Below are 16351 nucleotides of genomic sequence, written 5' to 3'. Positions count from 1 at the left end.
AGAATAAATATAGTAAGGAAAATAGCCATTACTATTTTCCTAAACCTTACTAATAGTCGGTTATGCTAGTGCATTCTCAAATAAATATAGTAAGCGAGCCCAGGCTTTTTCAGCCTGTATTTCATTGTAACCATGAAAGTCTGGTGTACACCAGCCGTGTAAAGTGCCTTTATATACTTCAATTTCAGCAGCTACACCTGCTTCTTTATAGGCAGCTCGGATAATATTTTTGGTTTCAGGCGATCTTTGATCATCATTTTCAGCAACAGCATGAAATGCATGTGCCGTTAATTTGGGGATAAGCAGGTGCGGACTATCAGGTCCATCGGTAACCATGCTCCTGCTGCCATGAAATGAGGCGACAGCACCGACTCGATTTGGCATAGCGGCTGCCGTTAAAACAACAAGTTCACCGCCCCAGCAATAGCCCATTGTCCCTAATTTTCGGTTCACGTCGACGCTAGGGTGGTTATCTAGAAAATTTATATAGGCCTTTGCATCAGAAATATTGCCATTTTGAGTAAGTTTCCACGCCATGCTTCTTAAATATTGCATGGTTTCGGGATCACTAAAGCTTGCGTTAGGGCCAACAACAGGAGCTTTTGCTTCTCGGTAATAAGGATTTACCACTAAAACTGAATACCCAGCAGCAGCCAAACGTTTAGCTATAGCGGTATAAGCTGGCCTTAAACCCTTAATGTCTGGCCATAATATTACTCCAGGATGTTTTCCTTGAGCGGGGCGGACAAAATAACAATCAGAAGCGCCATCTGGCGTAACTACTTCAACAGTAGATTCACTCAAAGCGTCAGCAAAGGCGACTTTGGGCAGCATAGCCATTAAAAGTGTAGCGGCTCCAATTTTACTAAAATCGCGCCGGTTAATTTTGTTAGTTTGTAAGCTAAATTTATTTGCATCTTCTTCTGTTTGTTCATCGCACATGCAGAGTTTCCTGTTGCTTTATTATTAGGTCTAACACTGCCGTTTGTTAAGTAACGGCAGTGACAAAGTAATTTAAAGCTACGTTGGGCGGTTAAAACAGTCATGTTATGTAAAAATAGGGATTAGATAATTTACAAAAGTTTACATCAGGTTGATTTTAGGCATCAATTCTCAAGTATAAGTTATCACGATGTAGTTTCAGCTGCTCTAGTTTTCCAACTCAAAACTAAAGCAATTGCGAAAGTTGTTAAACCAAATACTAGCCCTAATTTTTGATAACTATTAATAGCAAGCATACTAGCAAAAGCAGCTATAATAGCCCCACCAACCATTCTCATGAAGCCATCTATTGATGTTGCAAGCCCGGCACAGTATTTAAATGGCTCTAGGCTAAGTGAAGTTGCTGCACCGCTTATTACACTAAAGCCGGCACAACCAAATGCAGATAATAAGAAGAACAAGTTTACGTTTTCTTGGCTGACAAAAAACAATGCGAATCCTGAAAGTACTATCATCGTCAATCCAAATAATACAGTATAACTTCTGCCAAGTAAGTGCATTAACTTTGGTGCGATAAAGCTCGCAACAATTTGTGAAGCGCCAATCATTCCAAATAGGATTGAAAAGTTAAATTGACTCAAACCGGCTTCTTTTATGGCGACAATTGGGGATATTGCTACATAAGAAAGTAAACCACCAAAACTAAATAAATTAGCTGTGCTAAAGGTTAAAAACTGTTTGTTTGAAAGAATATCTTTCAAGTTACAAGATAACTTTTCGGTATCTTCAGTATCTGTAGTGAGGATAGTGACCTTTTCTGAAGGAACGCCTCGTAAAGCCAGTAGGAATATAAATAGTGCCACAAGTGACATAGCATAAAAACCGCCAAACCAGCCCCAGTAAACGGCTAAAATACTCCCTATAAGTGGCGCCACGGTTGGAATAGCACTTGTTACACCGCCCATATAACTAAGCCATTTAGCCGCCGTTACACCGTCATAATGATCTCTTATCCATGCCATTGCGCTAACCAGCGTAAATGCAGCGCCAATACCTTGTACAATCCTAAATGAATATAAGTAGGAAACTGTTGTACTATAAGTGATAGCTAAACTGGCAAATCCATACAGCACAAGTCCAATGATTATTGATACTTTCCGGCCATATTTATCAGATATAGGGCCGGCAATTAATTGAGCTATCCCTAATGTCAAAACATAAAGCGATATTGTAAGTTGAACGCTGCTATCTGATGTTTGAAAATATTCAGCCATCTGTGGCATGGAAGGCAAAAACACATCAATAGCTAGAGGACCTAATGGCACCAACAAAAATATAACAATAAGTGCACCAGTATTTGGTTTAGTCATTTCTATCCCCTCTAACTTGTCCAAGTTTACAAATTGTCTTAAACAGTGGTATTTCTGAGCGCTTTGAAATGTATTCTGCAAATACTTTTAATTGTTTTGGTAATGGTAATTCATAAACCATTGATAAATTTCGTAACTCTGCAAATGTCGCTATATCATCGAGATTAATATACCTTTGATTTAGCAATAACTCTTTTATCTTCAACTTCGAATCCAAAATAGTTAAGTGTTCAAATACTTCAACAGTTACCTTATCTGTCATTAATAAAGCGTCTGAAAATGAACATTTTATTCGCTCCTCTCGCGAGTGCTTAAAATATTCCGTTGCCGTTTCGTCTTCTAGTTCAGGCAAATTTAGATAAGGCATTCTTGGGTAGCATAACTTGCTTGATGTTTTAGCAATAATACCCAGTAGCATATTTATTTCTCTGCTAATGTTAAAATCATCAATTATTGGCGTACCAAATGTTTTATCTAAAAACTCAATAATTTCTAAACTTTCCTGCATCAGCACACTATTGTTAGCACCACCATTATCTATCTCTAAAAGTGGTACCACCTTTTTAGTTATTCTGCTTTCTAAGTGAACTGGAAACTGACCAGCTTGTAGGAACTCAATTTCACAATCTATTTTTTTTAAACCAATTAAAGTCCGTACTCGAGTACAAAACGGACAACTGTCATATACGTATAATTTCATTTAACCACCATGAATAATTGAGAAACCCATTTTTTCGATATACGTGGGTAAGTCATTATAGTTAGCCCACTCTTTATATTTTGGCATTTCAAGTGTTGTACTCATTGCTAGTACCGATGGCACTAAACTTGATGGGGCAGTATCGTTAATCTCTTTAACTTTATTGAAAACAACATCATATAAATCGTTTAAAAAGTCAGCGGTGTTCTTTAATGGCGTCAGTGATGTTGAGGAAGAATGCACATTAATGGCATGTACAACATCCCATTTCAAAAGGGTATTCAGTATTTTCCGCACCCCTAATAAATTTGTATCGGTCAGAAAAACTCCGGCGTTTAAACCGTTATCAACATACATGTCAGCACTTAAAACTATTTTCTCCTTAGGTAAATACACAATTGCCGTAGCGATACCGTCTGCAGCAATTAAATGATGAAGCTCTACCTTTGTCGTCCCCATGTTTATAGCCATGTATCTTTCAAATGTTTTGTGAATTACATCAGGCACTAAATCCAACGGATCTAATCCTTCAAATTCACGAATGTTATTCTGGGCAATAATTTCAGCGTCAGGGAATACTGCTGTGCCTCCGGTGTGATCAAAGTGTTCATGCGATAAAACTATTTTCTTTACCGGTTTATCTGTGAGCTTTTTAATCTCTGCTTTAAGCGCATTGGCTCTATATGGATTAGCTGTATCTGTTATTAGAACGTCACTTTTACCCACCACCACTAGGCTTGTATAATGATAAAGGCTGATCATATATACATTTTTGCTTAATTCTTTTACTACAGCATTACTCTTTGCAATTGTTGATGTCGTAGTAAACGTTAGCGTGAGTAAAATTATGATTTGTTTGATTAATTTCATATTTTTCACCTACAAAAGTACTAATTGCCATGCCAAATTGAATAAGACATTCGCTGTATATGGCTTGGCAAATTCTTCTCATAGCCCATCCAGTGGCTGAATTCTGGTAACTTAATCGTTTGCATCAATTCTTCGGTCGATTTGCCTTGTTGCATTCCTGCCCAAACAGCATCGAATAACGCTTTATTAAAACGATAGTCTTCTTCAAATTGCTCAACAGAAGATGTCGGCATATGTCCACTTAGCACATGGTCAAAGGCTAATTCTTCTCTAACTCTTTCCATTGTATTTAGCACACCAACATAATCGTGCGACGGTAAACGGTAACCCTCATTTACATAGCCTTGAAGATGCCAATCAACAGCCAACAGTATTTTGTCTTTTGGCATATGAATTACACTCATACAATTGCCATCGTTAGGGCCGTAGTAATGTAGATCTACTTGTTTGTCGCCAAGTTTAATACTCATACTTTCTTTGTAAGTTTCATCAGGTAAAACTACTTTTTTTTCTAAGTCACGACTAAGTAGCTCGGTGCAATTTTCTTGGGCAATAAATTCGGCACCTTCGTCCTTAAATATTTGGCCGCCTCTTGTGTGATCAAAATGATCATGGGAGTAAATTACCTTAACAACAGGTTTGTCAGTTAACCTTCTAATAGCCTTTCTCATATCTGCAGCTCGATGGGCCTTAGAAGGGTCAGTCACTAAAACACCTTCATCGGTTACAACAACGAGGCTTGTATAAAAGTACTGATGATATTGGTAAACACCGTCAGTGATTTTAGTCATTACCGGTTTTGACGGATCGAAGTTCGCTGCTACAGCTGTTGAGCTAGCAATTAACGCGGCTGAAACGAGCAAAGGTTTAATAAACTTCTTCATTCTTTTTTTCTCCAATATTTAAACCCGCTGATAAAATGACGAGTCATATTTGATTTTGAATAGAGCAAGTATATTCAATACATTTAAAAGATAAATGAACCATAGGTAAGTTGTATGTATACTAAAAGTATCTAATGATTGAGGTGTTACTGTTCAAAAAACGACTTAATAGGGGAGTAATCAGTGGATAAACTAAAGGACATGCAGCTGTTTTGCGAAGTTGTAGAAAGAGGAAATTTCGCAAACGCTGCGAAAAGCATAAGTGTAACTCCTGCTATTGTTGGTCGCAGAATTGCGGCTTTAGAGAATGAGCTTGGCTTTGTGTTGTTAAATAGAACAACACGAAAAATGCTATTAACGCCTAGTGGCAAAGCTTACTATGAAGGCGCAAAAAAAATTATAGAAAACCTTGAAGAACTTGAAGACGCATTAGGCTCTGAGCATCAGAAAACACCTGGTGGCGTTATACGATTATCGGCACCTGACGGCTTAGGAGCACCGTTTTTAGTTGAAGCCATTCAAGAATTTCAAACGCTATACCCAAATGTTAGATTTGATTTGCTTCTGCAAAATAATCAAGTTGATCTTATCGAAGAATCGATAGATTTAGCATTTAGATTCTCCTTTGATTTACAAGATTCATCCTATGTGGCGAACAAGTTTGGTGAAACAACCTTTAATATGTACGCTGCTCCTTCATACATAGAACGACGCGGCCAGCCACAACACTTTAGCGAATTAGAAAATTTTGAATGCCTGCATATGGGAGCAAATAGATACGGTGATTACTGGAAGTTATCTGTTAATGGTGAAGCGGTTGCCTACAGGCAACCTTGGTCTGTAGTCTTATCAAACACCGAAAGTTATCTAGCGGCTATCGTAAATGGCATGGGAATAGGGGTGTTACCTGAATTGTTTGCTCGCGAAGAGTTTAAAAAAGGCAGCATAATAAAAATATCAGGAGTTGCTGAATTCCCTACACTTGGCGTTTATGGCATATACCCAACTCGAAAACACTTACCGCATAGATTAAGGCTTTTTATCGACTTTCTAAAAGAGCGACTTTCACCATTACTAAAAGTTAATTAGCCGAAACTAAAATCTGTTTAATTATTTTTACCCGAACTACATGCTTAATCAAATTGGCGGTCAATTGACTAAAACTGGCAAGATAAGTACTCAATTTTTGAATAAATTTCATTGTATCCAATATTCTTCAGAATAGGGCTAGTGCACTTTTTAACTTCTTAAACTACGTAAATGAGCTATTTTAGTGCTTATTGATGGCTCTTTATTTATCTCGATAAGAAGACGAAGCCTATCAATTTTAGATTGCATTGAATCAATTTGAGTTTCGTATAATTCAATTTTCCTATCCAAATTATAATAGTTTTCGACTGCCTTTCTGACTGCTTTTGATGCAGCACCGGTTCTAAACTGGAGCTTTAGTAACTCTACTTTTTGGTAAAATAAAGGATCTGTAGAGTGAAATTTAATTAACATTCTGCAATTATGCTTTTGCTCTTTTCTGTCTAATGTTTGGATCTCTTAATGTAACTTTTCCATCTTTTTGGATGTTATCATACTCTAATAGCTCTATTCTGGAGCTACTGTTTAAGAGACTTTGCCATTCATTTATGCAGTATAGTGTTGAATTTGAAATTACAACTACTCCATTTGATGGGGTGTAGTTCATGCAAAATGTTAAGAGCCTCCGTACAGCATCATTTATGTCTGTGTAATCATTAACAGGAGATGTATTAAACCCTTCACCCTTAATGTTAATTCCATATTCTGTTTCAGCAAATGAGATAAATGTATTGAAAATGTTTTGAAAAATTATTGTTTCATTTGTGTTTTGATATGTTTTTTCACAGTGAATAATTTGACCTCTTACCCTATCTAGGTATTGTTTCACATTTAATGAATATGTTTCTTTCGTTGTATATGGAGTTACTGATTCATATGAGTTTTTTGGAAAAAAAGATTTATACAATTGTCTTTTATTTTTAATTTCTAAAATATCGGAATGATAATTTTCATTTATATATTTTTCAAAATCAGCAATGGAATCATAATAGTTTCTCAGTGTATTTTGTTTTAATGCATTTTTATTAGCTTCAATAGTAAGTTTGATTTGTTCTGCATTTTGAGTAGAACGGTGTTGGGTAGCAAGTAGTAAAACTATAGATAATCCTGCTGCCAATATGCTAATCGGTAACTTAAAGCTATCCATGAACAATTCAGCATTTAAAGCACCGAAATTTTCTATATAGGTCAAGTTATCCGTAGAAATAATATTGTTTGCCACATAGCAAGTTAATATTAAAACGCTTCCTATTAAAATCCATACACGTTTGAGTTGGAAGAAGCTTCTAGGTAATTTATTTTCACTCATTTTCATCCTTGATAGTTGTAAGTTCGAGTTCGGGTACTAGTGACACGCGAATTAAGTCCGGATATCCAGACTACTTTTTAGCTTTACAACTATTATAAGCTGCGAGAAAACTGTCTTCAACAAACAGAAATTATGCCGTGCAAGGTTAAATAAGTTATATTTAATTTTGACCTATATTGACACGAAGCGTTTTAAATTCTGCTACCAAGATAAATTTCATGGTCAATTTAGAAAGTGTTATTGCTAAAATAATGTTGGCATTAAAACTTAACCGTTGCTTATCCTACGTAATTAAAATGGTAACAGCACAACTAATGAAAGCACTAAGTAAGTCTAAACACTGAGATGATCGGAAGTATCAACTGGAGCAACGAAACTTATACGTGAGTACCAAAAGTAATGCAGCTAATAAGGATAACTTGGAATAGAATGAGCATCTCAAATAATTCAATATTATTAATAAATTAGCTAAAATCTAACTTTTAAATCTGAGGGTAATGTTAATCCAAGTTAAGAAGTAGATCTTGGGCTTTTTAAATTCAAGAGGTTACGGGGATTTTGCAAAGATCTTTTTCTAAAGTTTCCAAGCTAACAGATAGATCTTCATAGTGTTTGCAAGTGAACAACTAGATCTTCAATACCAGACTACAAAATCTATACATAGCAAGGGCTGCGAGAAATCGCAGGTATATAAATACAATATATACAAATGCTAATAATGTAAATAGCAATTTATTTTTGGTAGCTATATTAAGTTCATCATTCGTGACTATAAAACCTATAGTTAATATGACATTATACTAAGTAATTATAAAATAAGGAGTTGTCACGTTAATGCCTATAGGAATAAATGAGTTTTATCAAAAATATTTAGGGAAAAAGCTTAGAACGCAATATGCTTGGGGAGCTAAGCTCGATAATTCCGTTCTAGCTTTAAATTGTTGGTCAGAAGAATTATCAGTAGTCGATAATAAAACACGCGTTCTCGTATTAGACACGACTAACCCTAGTAAAATGACTAATGGCCATACCAACCCAAACTATATTGAAAGAGTCTCGCATATAGAAATGGTCAAGTCTGGATTTAAGGTATATGGAGTATTGATTAGTAATGGTGGTGTTTGTTCAAATGCTACTAAATGGAATATCAAAGACCTAAACACTGACTCAATCTTTGAATTATCTGATTTAGCAATAGAAGATGGTGTTTATACCATGGCCATAAACCTTACTTCTCCTATACCTATTAAAGAGATGGTCTTTGATAAAGAGCATGCTATCTCACAAATTCAAAACTTTCCGAACGGTCTAGAAACAATAAAAAGAGCCGAAAGCAAAGGCTGGGAATTGGTAGGTGTTAATGAAGAAATTGCTACATTATCTCAAAAAAACATGTATATGAAAGTTGAACTTACGAATGGTAAGTTTGCAACAACTAAAGATATTATCTGAACCTCAAATATTGTTTAATGAAAAGATTAACGTGTGTAAAAATATAGTATTCATGGAAGAGTAGTAAATGGTAGTTTCTTCCGCCCAATACGCCTATGAGAATGATTTCGAAGGTGTGTTGACCCACAGATCAAATGTTTTAAAGCATCCTAGGCTTGGGTGCTGTATATATTTACAGTGCGCATGATTTGTCCTATGATTAGTTAACACCAATTAATCATAGGGTTCCTTATGAAAAACAAACTGACAAGCCAAATCAAAGAGATTGAAGGAAAGTTGTTCCTAGAGTTGCCATCACAAGTAATTGAAAATTTGTCAGTTTCTCAAGGAGATAACGTAGAGTTTGGTATAGGCAAGCAAGTTAATTTATGGAAAAGTCATAACACTGATGTGCCAGATGATATTTATGAACGTGTATTGGATACCGTTAAAACTGACGAATTAGCTTTCAAATGGTTGAACACCAAGAGAGCGTTCTTCCAAGGTAATACAGCTATTGAAATGCTCTCGACAGATGAAAAGAAAGAAAAGGTATTCGAGTTGTTAGATCGTTTGGCTAGAGGCGATATATCGTAGGATAACTATAAGTTAGCTTTCGCCAATTCACTTTAAAAACTGAAGCTTTTCATGTGTATCAAGTATTTTAACCAAGTCAGATTGCATGTATTGATAAATATCTTCTATTGTTAAATTCTCAACCTTATCTAGATAATGTTTGCCTGCATACTCTTCAATCCTTTGTAAATGCATGGTCTCCATTGCAAACACCTTATCAGCCCAATCTAACAGCTCTGTAGTACAAACCGTTGTGCCATGTTGTGAACAATACTTTTCACTAAGCCCCGCTGATTTATAGCTGTGCCCTGGGTAACTTTCACGAAAGTGGTCCTCAGCTGTTCTAGAGCGTTGAATGTTAGCAGTACACAAGAATAGAATTTTCATAGGATGATTTTGTAATAAGCATAATGTTTATATTATCGATACTAGCAACTTCAGCGAATAAAACCTATAACATCTGATAACCTCATTACCGTATTTACAGCAATAAAATTTAGTCTTAAGATGACTCACGTATAAAGCCTATCAACTAAAATATACAAACGAGAACCGTCAGTGGAAGAGTACAGTAATAATAAAAATATCTCATTTTATAGTGAAAACTCAACAGCACTATTTGACCAATACCAATCACTTTCATTTGATGCTGTTCATCAATCCTGGCTAGGTACTGTTAACTTATCAAAGTACAAAACAGCGCTTGATATAGGGGCAGGAAGCGGAAGAGACGTACTTGCCTTGAGTGAATTAAAGTTATGCGTTACCGCAATCGAGCCAGCAAAATCCCTTATGGATAAAGGCTTAGAGCTAACAGGCGATAAAGTTACCTGGCAAAGCGATTCTTTACCCGACTTATCATCTTTAAATAAAAATACCTTTGATATAATCCTAGTAAGCGCCGTTTGGATGCACTTAACTAAAGAGCAACAGCGCCAAAGTTTAAGTCGATTAAGTATGTTATTGAATGACAATGGCATACTCGTTATTACATTAAGACATGGTGAGTTCAACGATGGAAGAAAAGCATTCGAAGTAAATGGCCAACGTTTAATGGAAGAAGCTAAATCGTTCCATTTAACCGTATTCCACACAGACAACGACACAGACCAACTTAATCGTCCTGATGTTTATTGGGAAACTGTAGTTTTTACACGTAAGTCTTAGATTTTATTATTGTTCCTTGGTACTATTTCATCATTAAAGATGAAACAAGGATTGTGATGTACCGAGGGCAGTTAACTAAGTGGGACAATGCCAAAGGGTTTGGTTTTATAAAATCTACCGAATTAAAGCAAGATACCTTCATTCATATTTCTGCGCTCAAGCATATGAGCAGAAAGCCTAAGCAAGGCGACTTCATTCATTTTGATGTTGAGCAGCATAAAGGAAAGTCTAGAGCGACTAATGCTCGTATTGAAGGCGTAAAAGCGAATTCATCCTTTAAAGTTTCCAAAAGTTATAAACCTCGCTCAGGCAATAAATTTATTTATGCTGCTGTAATTGTCGCAATTGCTGCTTTCACATTTCAGCGTCTTGATTTAGGCCAAAGTAATCAAACACCGCAAACGCAACTTGCGCCGAGCCCAACAAAAGCAATACCCACACAGCAATTTACCTGTGATGGTCGCCAGCATTGCAGCCAAATGACATCTCGTGCAGAAGCAGAGTTTTTTACTAAACATTGTCCTAATACAAAAATGGATGGAGATAATGATGGTATACCTTGTGAAAACGACTCAAGGTTTTAAGTAATGACTCTGGCATTTTATAACGACAAACTTCAAGGCATTAGGGCAGATAAATCATCTGGTAGAGCTAAACCTCATAAGGTTTGCATGATGTTTGCTGTCATGGACTTAATCGAACAAGGCCATTTTCAAGATAACCGTATTTACTATGATGAAACGCTTAAAAAGCGCTTTAGCTGGCACTTCTTAAGATTAAAACAAGGCAATGATGCAGATAGCCCGTTCCTACCATTTTATCATTTAAAGTCCTCAGGGCTTTGGCATTTAGACGTATCAAATGAAAATAAGCCAGCGTTTGATTCAATTAAATCAGCAACTGATGGCAATATGCGCAAGCTTGTGAACTTCGCTTACCTTGATGAAGCGTTATTTGATTATCTTAAAAGCCCAAACACTGCGCCGATACTTAGAAACGCGTTAACAGCAAACCTAGATACCCTTGAAGACCAATATGGCCGCTGGGCTAAGTCTATTGGTAAGTCAGATAAAACCATCAAGATCTATGTGGGAGCGCTTAAAAACTCTATTCCTAACTGGTTAAACGATGCTGGTGTTACTAAACAAAGCTTACTTAGCGTAGGCTCTTTCGTGGAATATGAGAATATCATCAATAAAACGTATGAAGTGCGAGAGTTTGTTGAAAAGGATAAACGTGGTAATGGCATGTATAGCGCTGCCATTAACAGCTACAGAGCCTTTTTATCAGACATTACACAAGCTGAAGTACAACATGACATTGATGAAATCATCCTAGATAAAACCATTCCAGATACGCAAAAAGCAGTCATGGTTAATACTCGTGTTGGGCAAGGACGATATAGAGAAGATTTAATTAACCATTGGCAGGGCTGTGCAGTAACTAAGTTTCAAAACTACTCGTTTTTAATCGCATCACATATAAAGCCATGGTCAAAATCTGATAACGAAGAGCGACTTGACCCATTTAATGGATTATTGCTCCTGGCCAACATCGATAAAGCCTTTGATTTGGGTTATATCAGTTTCGATGATCGGGGACGAATATTGATATCCAATCACCTAGAAGAATATCAAACGCTTGGTATTAATACTGATATGAATGTTTTGCTCGCTAAACAGCATCAGGATTATTTGGCGTATCACCGTGAATGTAAATACAAACAATAATATGGACTTTTGAATTAAATGAATTTGAGAACATACCAATTAGAAGCAGTTAACTCTGTCATTCGAAAAATTGAAAGTAAGGAAGAATCACCATTTTCAGTTTTGATGGCCACTGGCTGTGGGAAAAGTCATGTATTAGCATCGATCTTGTATGAATTACTCTATAACAACCTAGCAAAGAAAATATTGGTTTGCGTCCCAAGTATAGCGATTGAAAACCAGTTACTTAATGTATTAAGTACTATAAATGTTAATGACCATCATTCACTAAGCAGTATTTTCCAAGTCGATGTTGTATCTAGACTAAATAAAGAAGCGCTGATTAATTCGGATGAAAATTCTATTAGCTTATCTACGATTCAAAGAGTTAGGCAACAACCTCAAATTATAAATAGCTACAACCTTGTAATACTTTTTGAGACTCCAATAAATCTAAAACAATTTACAACTTTGCAAGCTAGCGGTAGCCAATGGTTATTTCTTGGTGATTATTTACCGCGTTCCATGAAACAGTTATTTGGTGAGCCTTTATACCAATACAGGTTAGAACAAGCTATACATGATGGATACTTAGAACCACCGGAAATTATTTCCCTAAACGTATTTAAAAGAAATGAACCTATTGGCATTGATTCATTAGAAATGATGTTACCCCAACTGTTTAATAACATAGATGAGCATAAAAAAATCCTAATTTTTTGTAAAGATGGAGTTGATGCGAAAAATGTATATGATTTAATTTGCAACAATCAAATAGCTAAGTCTTTTAAAGGTATTAATTTAATAACCGCTGAATCTAATTATTTAGAGCATATCAATGAATTAAGAAATAACAGAGGACCGCAAATTGCTATTAGTATAAAAGTTCTTCAGCATGGTTATGAGATTGATAATGTTACAGATATAATTTTACTAAAAAACTTCACTACAGAAAGAGAGCTAATTGCCTCGACTAAACTTGCTTTAAGACCGAATAGCAAAAACATACCTAAAACAACTATTTGGGATTTGTACTCTAATAATGGATTAATTGAATTATTTAGTGACTCAGTTGTAGATTTTTCTGATGAATTCAATGTTAAACCAAAGAATAACCCCGATAAAACAACACCCAATGAAATAATCGAAGAGCTTTTTCAAAGTAATAAACTAATTAAACCTAGTGGTGACTCTGTAAGCAATACCGACTATCTGAATAGAGATTATCTAATTGATACGTTAAAAGGATTAATTGAACATAGCTCTGAAAACACACAACACAAGCCATTTGTTTTTGGTTTGTTTGGAAAGTGGGGTACAGGTAAAAGTACTATAATAAATTTGTTGAAACATAAATTTATTGATAACAAAAAATTCAAATTTATAGAATACAACGCATGGCAAAATGAACATTGTGTTAATGTTACCGCTTCAATTGCTAATTCAATTACTAATAAGCTTTATGAAAAGAAAAGCTTATTTAGTCGATTCAGGCTTGCTTTCAAGAGTCAGGTCTTACAGCAAAAAGATACAATTACAGTGTCAGTTTTCTTATTTTCATTGTTAGCTTTAGTGGTCGTCCTTTTTATAGATACAAGCAAAATTCCGCTACTGAAAAACACATTTGTCTCAGGAATTATGGATGAATATAAATATCCACTATCGTTTATAGCGTTCTTAACAGCAACAACTTGGAGTTTCTTCAAACATCCATTTACTTCAAAGATTAAACAATTAGCAGAAAAGCCAGGCTTTGCACAGTACTTAGGAGTTTCAGAAGAGATTAGAGGTCAAGTCAACGCTTTGTTCGATGCGTCTACTAGTGTAAATTGGTTTTGGTTGAAGAATTATCAACCTGAACAATATGTTTTAGTAATTGATGATTTAGATCGGTGTGAGCACAAAAGCATACTTCAATCTCTTGAAGCCGTTAGGGTCTTTTCAGAGAGACCAGACATGATCGTTCTAATTTGTGTAGACAAGTCTGTTCTTCTAAATTCAATTGAAAAAAAATACCAAGAATTAAATATAAGTTTAGAGGAAGAAGCTCATGTTACAGCTAGAAAATTTCTAGCAAAGGTATTTCAGTTATCTTATGAATTGGTTGATGATAATGGTCTTTCAATAAATACGTTTATAGAAAACAGGATATACCCTAAAGATGTTATTCCAAAATCTAGTAATAAGGGGATAATCACTAAACCTATCAATACAAATGAAGATGATATTGAACAAGATGACTTAGAGTACGAAGATGACCACATAGAGGAGGGTGTACCTTCATCTGACATAAAGAATAAAATTGAAGAATCCAATGAGTTTGTTGAGGCCTCGCCAGGTGAGAAGGAAGGTTTTGTATCATGTGTTAAGTTGTTTGAATTTAATAATCCGCGAACTCTAATTAGACTTCATAATACTATTACTTTGATTAAAGGCATGTACTCCAAAAAGGTTAATACTTCAGATAAGTTTCCAAGTTTGATCTTCGCTACTTTTTTATATGAATATATGTGTAATAACTCACATTATAGTTATCTTGAAAGCATGATATTGAAGGAGGAAAAAGTTAAAGAGTACATAAAATCCACAAGTATTGATTATAAAAGTACAGAATTCCAAGAGCTTATGAATATTGTTTCCAAAGCCTCGCTACCTTCAAGTATACAAATTACACCTTAAATATTATTTAGGTTATGTACTTGAGTTTTTAGCTCTTATGAATAATGCATTGTTAAACGCTGCTATATCAAATGTTCGCGTTTTTTTATCGACCATAACATTGAAATATTCATTTATGGCAAGCGTATCGATACGCTGAGTTAACTCATCTTCTATTTTCGGTATTTTTGAAAGCTCAACGGCTTTGGTTACAGGATCTGATAACGTGAGAATATGTTCAGCCCAGAGTAACCATTTTTCCTGGTCTTTTGCTATTTCACCAGACTCATGAATACGTTGTTTAATCGCTGAAACAAACTGCCTAGCTTTCTCAGCATTTTGCCAGCTTTCAAACTGCTCAAAGAGAAAGGCGATGTTGTCTTTTTCTTTTCGAACTTCCTTCTTAAAAAAGTCATTTAGCTCTTGTTGTTTATGGCGTTCTTGTTCTTCTTTAGCACGTTCAATTTCCCTCTGTTCCATGTACTTTGATGTGGCAATAAGTGAACCAATAAATTCATCTAATTTGTCTTCTATAGGCTCACCTGGTTTATCGATGAAGGCTGTTTTACAGTTACTATCAACGTATTCTTCAATTGTTAAATGGAACATGCCTGTAGGCATGAGTACCTTTTCATAATAAACGTAACGGCCAGTGGCTTTATCTTGTTGTTCTTTTGTAGTTAACGTTCTTGGCGTTTGTTTAGTTTTCTCTCTAAGTTTAAACGTTACGGTTTTCTCATTAATAACAACTGCGTTTATCTTGCTACGGCGAGTAAAGTTATCTGTAATTTTGAAGGTCCAGCCTTGTTTATCAAAGTACTTAACCAGCGAATCAAAAATCTTTACCGCTCTATCAAATTTTTCGGGTGATACCGCAAATTGATACGTTTCAATTTGCCAAGGGGAGACCATCAGCTTGTCATGTTCAAATGTTGGTTTTTTATAATGCTGTTTAGCAAGCTGAGATAAAGGGTGAAATTTACCGATACGCTTAGGTACGGTTACTTTTCTTTTAGTCGATTTAGTTTTGGTAGGAGGTAGGTCTATTGCTGGTTTATTTATCCGTGGTTTTTGGCGTTTTCTAAAAATAATTACCATTGAGCCGTCAATATCATCATGCAGAGGGACAGTATTTGGTGATTTACCTAGTGACACTAACGTCCAGTGACCAGAAACGGGTCTAGGAATGCTATGCTTGTCGCACACTTTAGTGATAGCTTGAGAATTGATCTCCCAATTCTTAGCGATAACCGATAGTGGCTTTTGCCAAATGAGTTGGTGCAGTGCTTCGATGCTTATCTTTATAATGGACTTTGAGTAATCATGACTGTTATCTGTTAGGTTTGATGCTTCAGTATTATCCATCTGCAATTCCTCATGTATTAGAGCCTAGTGCTTGTTGCTTATAACGTGCTAACAAAGGATAGAAGTCTTGAACCTTTGAAAGAGGCATGTCCACTAAAAACTCTGGAAAGCCTGTTTCATCGTAGCCAAGAATTTGGATTTCTAAAAATTCATCACCAATGAGTCTAGCTCTTAATGTATTAATGAGGGCATTGATAATAAAGATATATCTATCCTCAACCGTAATAGCATCGAGTAACCGTACATTTAAGTAAACATCGTGAATTCTTCGTGTAAGCACC

General features: G+C 35.6%; 16 protein-coding genes. 7 read left to right on the top strand and 9 right to left on the bottom strand.

All coding sequences use genetic code 11. The features are described 5' to 3' along the window. Window positions 1-60 precede the first annotated feature (60 nt). The 5 genes from AC27E9_RS14075 to AC27E9_RS14055 form a co-directional block, all read right to left on the bottom strand. The gene (locus AC27E9_RS14075; protein ID WP_487131197.1) at window positions 61-942 is read right to left on the bottom strand and encodes a dienelactone hydrolase family protein; all 882 of its coding nucleotides are present in this window, start codon (window positions 940-942) and stop codon (window positions 61-63) included. 185 nt (window positions 943-1127) lie between these two features. Further along, the gene (locus tag AC27E9_RS14070; protein WP_487131195.1) at window positions 1128-2312 is read right to left on the bottom strand and encodes a multidrug effflux MFS transporter; all 1185 of its coding nucleotides are present in this window, start codon (window positions 2310-2312) and stop codon (window positions 1128-1130) included. Next, complete coding sequence (grxB, locus tag AC27E9_RS14065) at window positions 2305-3012, bottom strand: glutaredoxin 2 (protein ID WP_487131193.1); 708 nt, start codon at window positions 3010-3012, stop codon at window positions 2305-2307. Before grxB ends, AC27E9_RS14070 begins: the two co-directional genes overlap by 8 nt. Next, window positions 3013-3882 (bottom strand): MBL fold metallo-hydrolase, encoded by an 870-nt coding sequence (locus AC27E9_RS14060; protein WP_487131191.1) that lies wholly within the window; start codon window positions 3880-3882, stop codon window positions 3013-3015. Window positions 3883-3902: 20 nt separating this feature from the next. Beyond that, complete coding sequence (locus AC27E9_RS14055; RefSeq protein ID WP_487131189.1) at window positions 3903-4766, bottom strand: MBL fold metallo-hydrolase; 864 nt, start codon at window positions 4764-4766, stop codon at window positions 3903-3905. A gap of 183 nt (window positions 4767-4949) precedes the next feature. On the opposite strand from AC27E9_RS14055, the gene AC27E9_RS14050 reads away from it, so the two are divergent. Beyond that, a complete protein-coding gene (locus AC27E9_RS14050; RefSeq protein ID WP_487131187.1) occupies window positions 4950-5855 on the top strand; it encodes a LysR family transcriptional regulator in 906 nt (301 codons plus the stop codon). A gap of 421 nt (window positions 5856-6276) precedes the next feature. Here the strand turns inward: AC27E9_RS14050 and AC27E9_RS14045 are convergent, their stop codons facing one another. Further along, entirely contained in the window at window positions 6277-7164 is an 888-nt protein-coding gene (locus AC27E9_RS14045; protein WP_487131185.1) for a hypothetical protein, read from the bottom strand. An 834-nt stretch (window positions 7165-7998) separates the two neighbouring features. On the opposite strand from AC27E9_RS14045, the gene AC27E9_RS14040 reads away from it, so the two are divergent. Continuing rightward, window positions 7999-8616 (top strand): hypothetical protein, encoded by a 618-nt coding sequence (locus AC27E9_RS14040; RefSeq protein ID WP_487131183.1) that lies wholly within the window; start codon window positions 7999-8001, stop codon window positions 8614-8616. 231 nt (window positions 8617-8847) lie between these two features. Beyond that, window positions 8848-9192 carry an antitoxin Xre/MbcA/ParS toxin-binding domain-containing protein gene (locus AC27E9_RS14035; RefSeq protein ID WP_487131181.1) on the top strand — a complete coding sequence of 115 codons (345 nt, stop codon included), beginning with the start codon at window positions 8848-8850 and terminating at the stop codon, window positions 9190-9192. Between the two features lie 27 nt (window positions 9193-9219). Here AC27E9_RS14035 and AC27E9_RS14030 read toward each other — a convergent pair whose 3' ends face one another. After that, complete coding sequence (locus AC27E9_RS14030) at window positions 9220-9558, bottom strand: low molecular weight phosphatase family protein (protein WP_487131179.1); 339 nt, start codon at window positions 9556-9558, stop codon at window positions 9220-9222. Window positions 9559-9729: 171 nt separating this feature from the next. On the opposite strand from AC27E9_RS14030, the gene AC27E9_RS14025 reads away from it, so the two are divergent. From AC27E9_RS14025 to AC27E9_RS14010, 4 genes are read left to right on the top strand one after another with little or no spacing between them, the layout of a single operon-like run. Continuing rightward, on the top strand, window positions 9730-10338 hold the full coding sequence (locus tag AC27E9_RS14025) for a class I SAM-dependent methyltransferase (protein ID WP_487131177.1): 609 nt from the start codon (window positions 9730-9732) through the stop codon (window positions 10336-10338). A 56-nt stretch (window positions 10339-10394) separates the two neighbouring features. Further along, window positions 10395-10922 (top strand): excalibur calcium-binding domain-containing protein, encoded by a 528-nt coding sequence (locus tag AC27E9_RS14020; RefSeq protein ID WP_487131175.1) that lies wholly within the window; start codon window positions 10395-10397, stop codon window positions 10920-10922. Window positions 10923-10925: 3 nt separating this feature from the next. After that, on the top strand, window positions 10926-12068 hold the full coding sequence (locus AC27E9_RS14015; protein ID WP_487131173.1) for an HNH endonuclease: 1143 nt from the start codon (window positions 10926-10928) through the stop codon (window positions 12066-12068). An 18-nt stretch (window positions 12069-12086) separates the two neighbouring features. After that, entirely contained in the window at window positions 12087-14726 is a 2640-nt protein-coding gene (locus AC27E9_RS14010) for a P-loop NTPase fold protein (protein ID WP_487131171.1), read from the top strand. A 12-nt stretch (window positions 14727-14738) separates the two neighbouring features. Here the strand turns inward: AC27E9_RS14010 and AC27E9_RS14005 are convergent, their stop codons facing one another. Together AC27E9_RS14005 and AC27E9_RS14000 are read right to left on the bottom strand one after the other, a co-directional pair. Beyond that, on the bottom strand, window positions 14739-16070 hold the full coding sequence (locus tag AC27E9_RS14005) for a hypothetical protein (protein ID WP_487131169.1): 1332 nt from the start codon (window positions 16068-16070) through the stop codon (window positions 14739-14741). Between the two features lie 10 nt (window positions 16071-16080). Further along, window positions 16081-16350, bottom strand: coding sequence for a hypothetical protein (locus AC27E9_RS14000; RefSeq protein WP_487131167.1), 270 nt, complete (start codon window positions 16348-16350; stop codon window positions 16081-16083). Window position 16351 lies beyond the last annotated feature (1 nt).

It is taken from the genome of Colwellia meonggei (assembly GCF_057537295.1).
The sequence above is the reverse complement of the archived record's forward strand: the minus strand, read 5'-3'. Positions and strand labels throughout refer to the sequence as shown.

What these genes read in the sequence shown, in the direction of transcription:
- grxB (WP_487131193.1), bottom strand. Translation starts at nt 3,012, where the DNA reads ATGAAATTATACGTATATGACAGTTGTCCGTTTTGTACTCGAGTACGG.
- AC27E9_RS14075 (WP_487131197.1), bottom strand. Translation starts at nt 942, where the DNA reads ATGTGCGATGAACAAACAGAAGAAGATGCAAATAAATTTAGCTTACAA.
- AC27E9_RS14020 (WP_487131175.1), top strand. Translation starts at nt 10,395, where the DNA reads ATGTACCGAGGGCAGTTAACTAAGTGGGACAATGCCAAAGGGTTTGGT.
- AC27E9_RS14040 (WP_487131183.1), top strand. Translation starts at nt 7,999, where the DNA reads ATGCCTATAGGAATAAATGAGTTTTATCAAAAATATTTAGGGAAAAAG.
- AC27E9_RS14010 (WP_487131171.1), top strand. Translation starts at nt 12,087, where the DNA reads ATGAATTTGAGAACATACCAATTAGAAGCAGTTAACTCTGTCATTCGA.
- AC27E9_RS14030 (WP_487131179.1), bottom strand. Translation starts at nt 9,558, where the DNA reads ATGAAAATTCTATTCTTGTGTACTGCTAACATTCAACGCTCTAGAACA.
- AC27E9_RS14005 (WP_487131169.1), bottom strand. Translation starts at nt 16,070, where the DNA reads ATGGATAATACTGAAGCATCAAACCTAACAGATAACAGTCATGATTAC.
- AC27E9_RS14070 (WP_487131195.1), bottom strand. Translation starts at nt 2,312, where the DNA reads ATGACTAAACCAAATACTGGTGCACTTATTGTTATATTTTTGTTGGTG.
- AC27E9_RS14060 (WP_487131191.1), bottom strand. Translation starts at nt 3,882, where the DNA reads ATGAAATTAATCAAACAAATCATAATTTTACTCACGCTAACGTTTACT.
- AC27E9_RS14045 (WP_487131185.1), bottom strand. Translation starts at nt 7,164, where the DNA reads ATGAGTGAAAATAAATTACCTAGAAGCTTCTTCCAACTCAAACGTGTA.
- AC27E9_RS14015 (WP_487131173.1), top strand. Translation starts at nt 10,926, where the DNA reads ATGACTCTGGCATTTTATAACGACAAACTTCAAGGCATTAGGGCAGAT.
- AC27E9_RS14055 (WP_487131189.1), bottom strand. Translation starts at nt 4,766, where the DNA reads ATGAAGAAGTTTATTAAACCTTTGCTCGTTTCAGCCGCGTTAATTGCT.
- AC27E9_RS14035 (WP_487131181.1), top strand. Translation starts at nt 8,848, where the DNA reads ATGAAAAACAAACTGACAAGCCAAATCAAAGAGATTGAAGGAAAGTTG.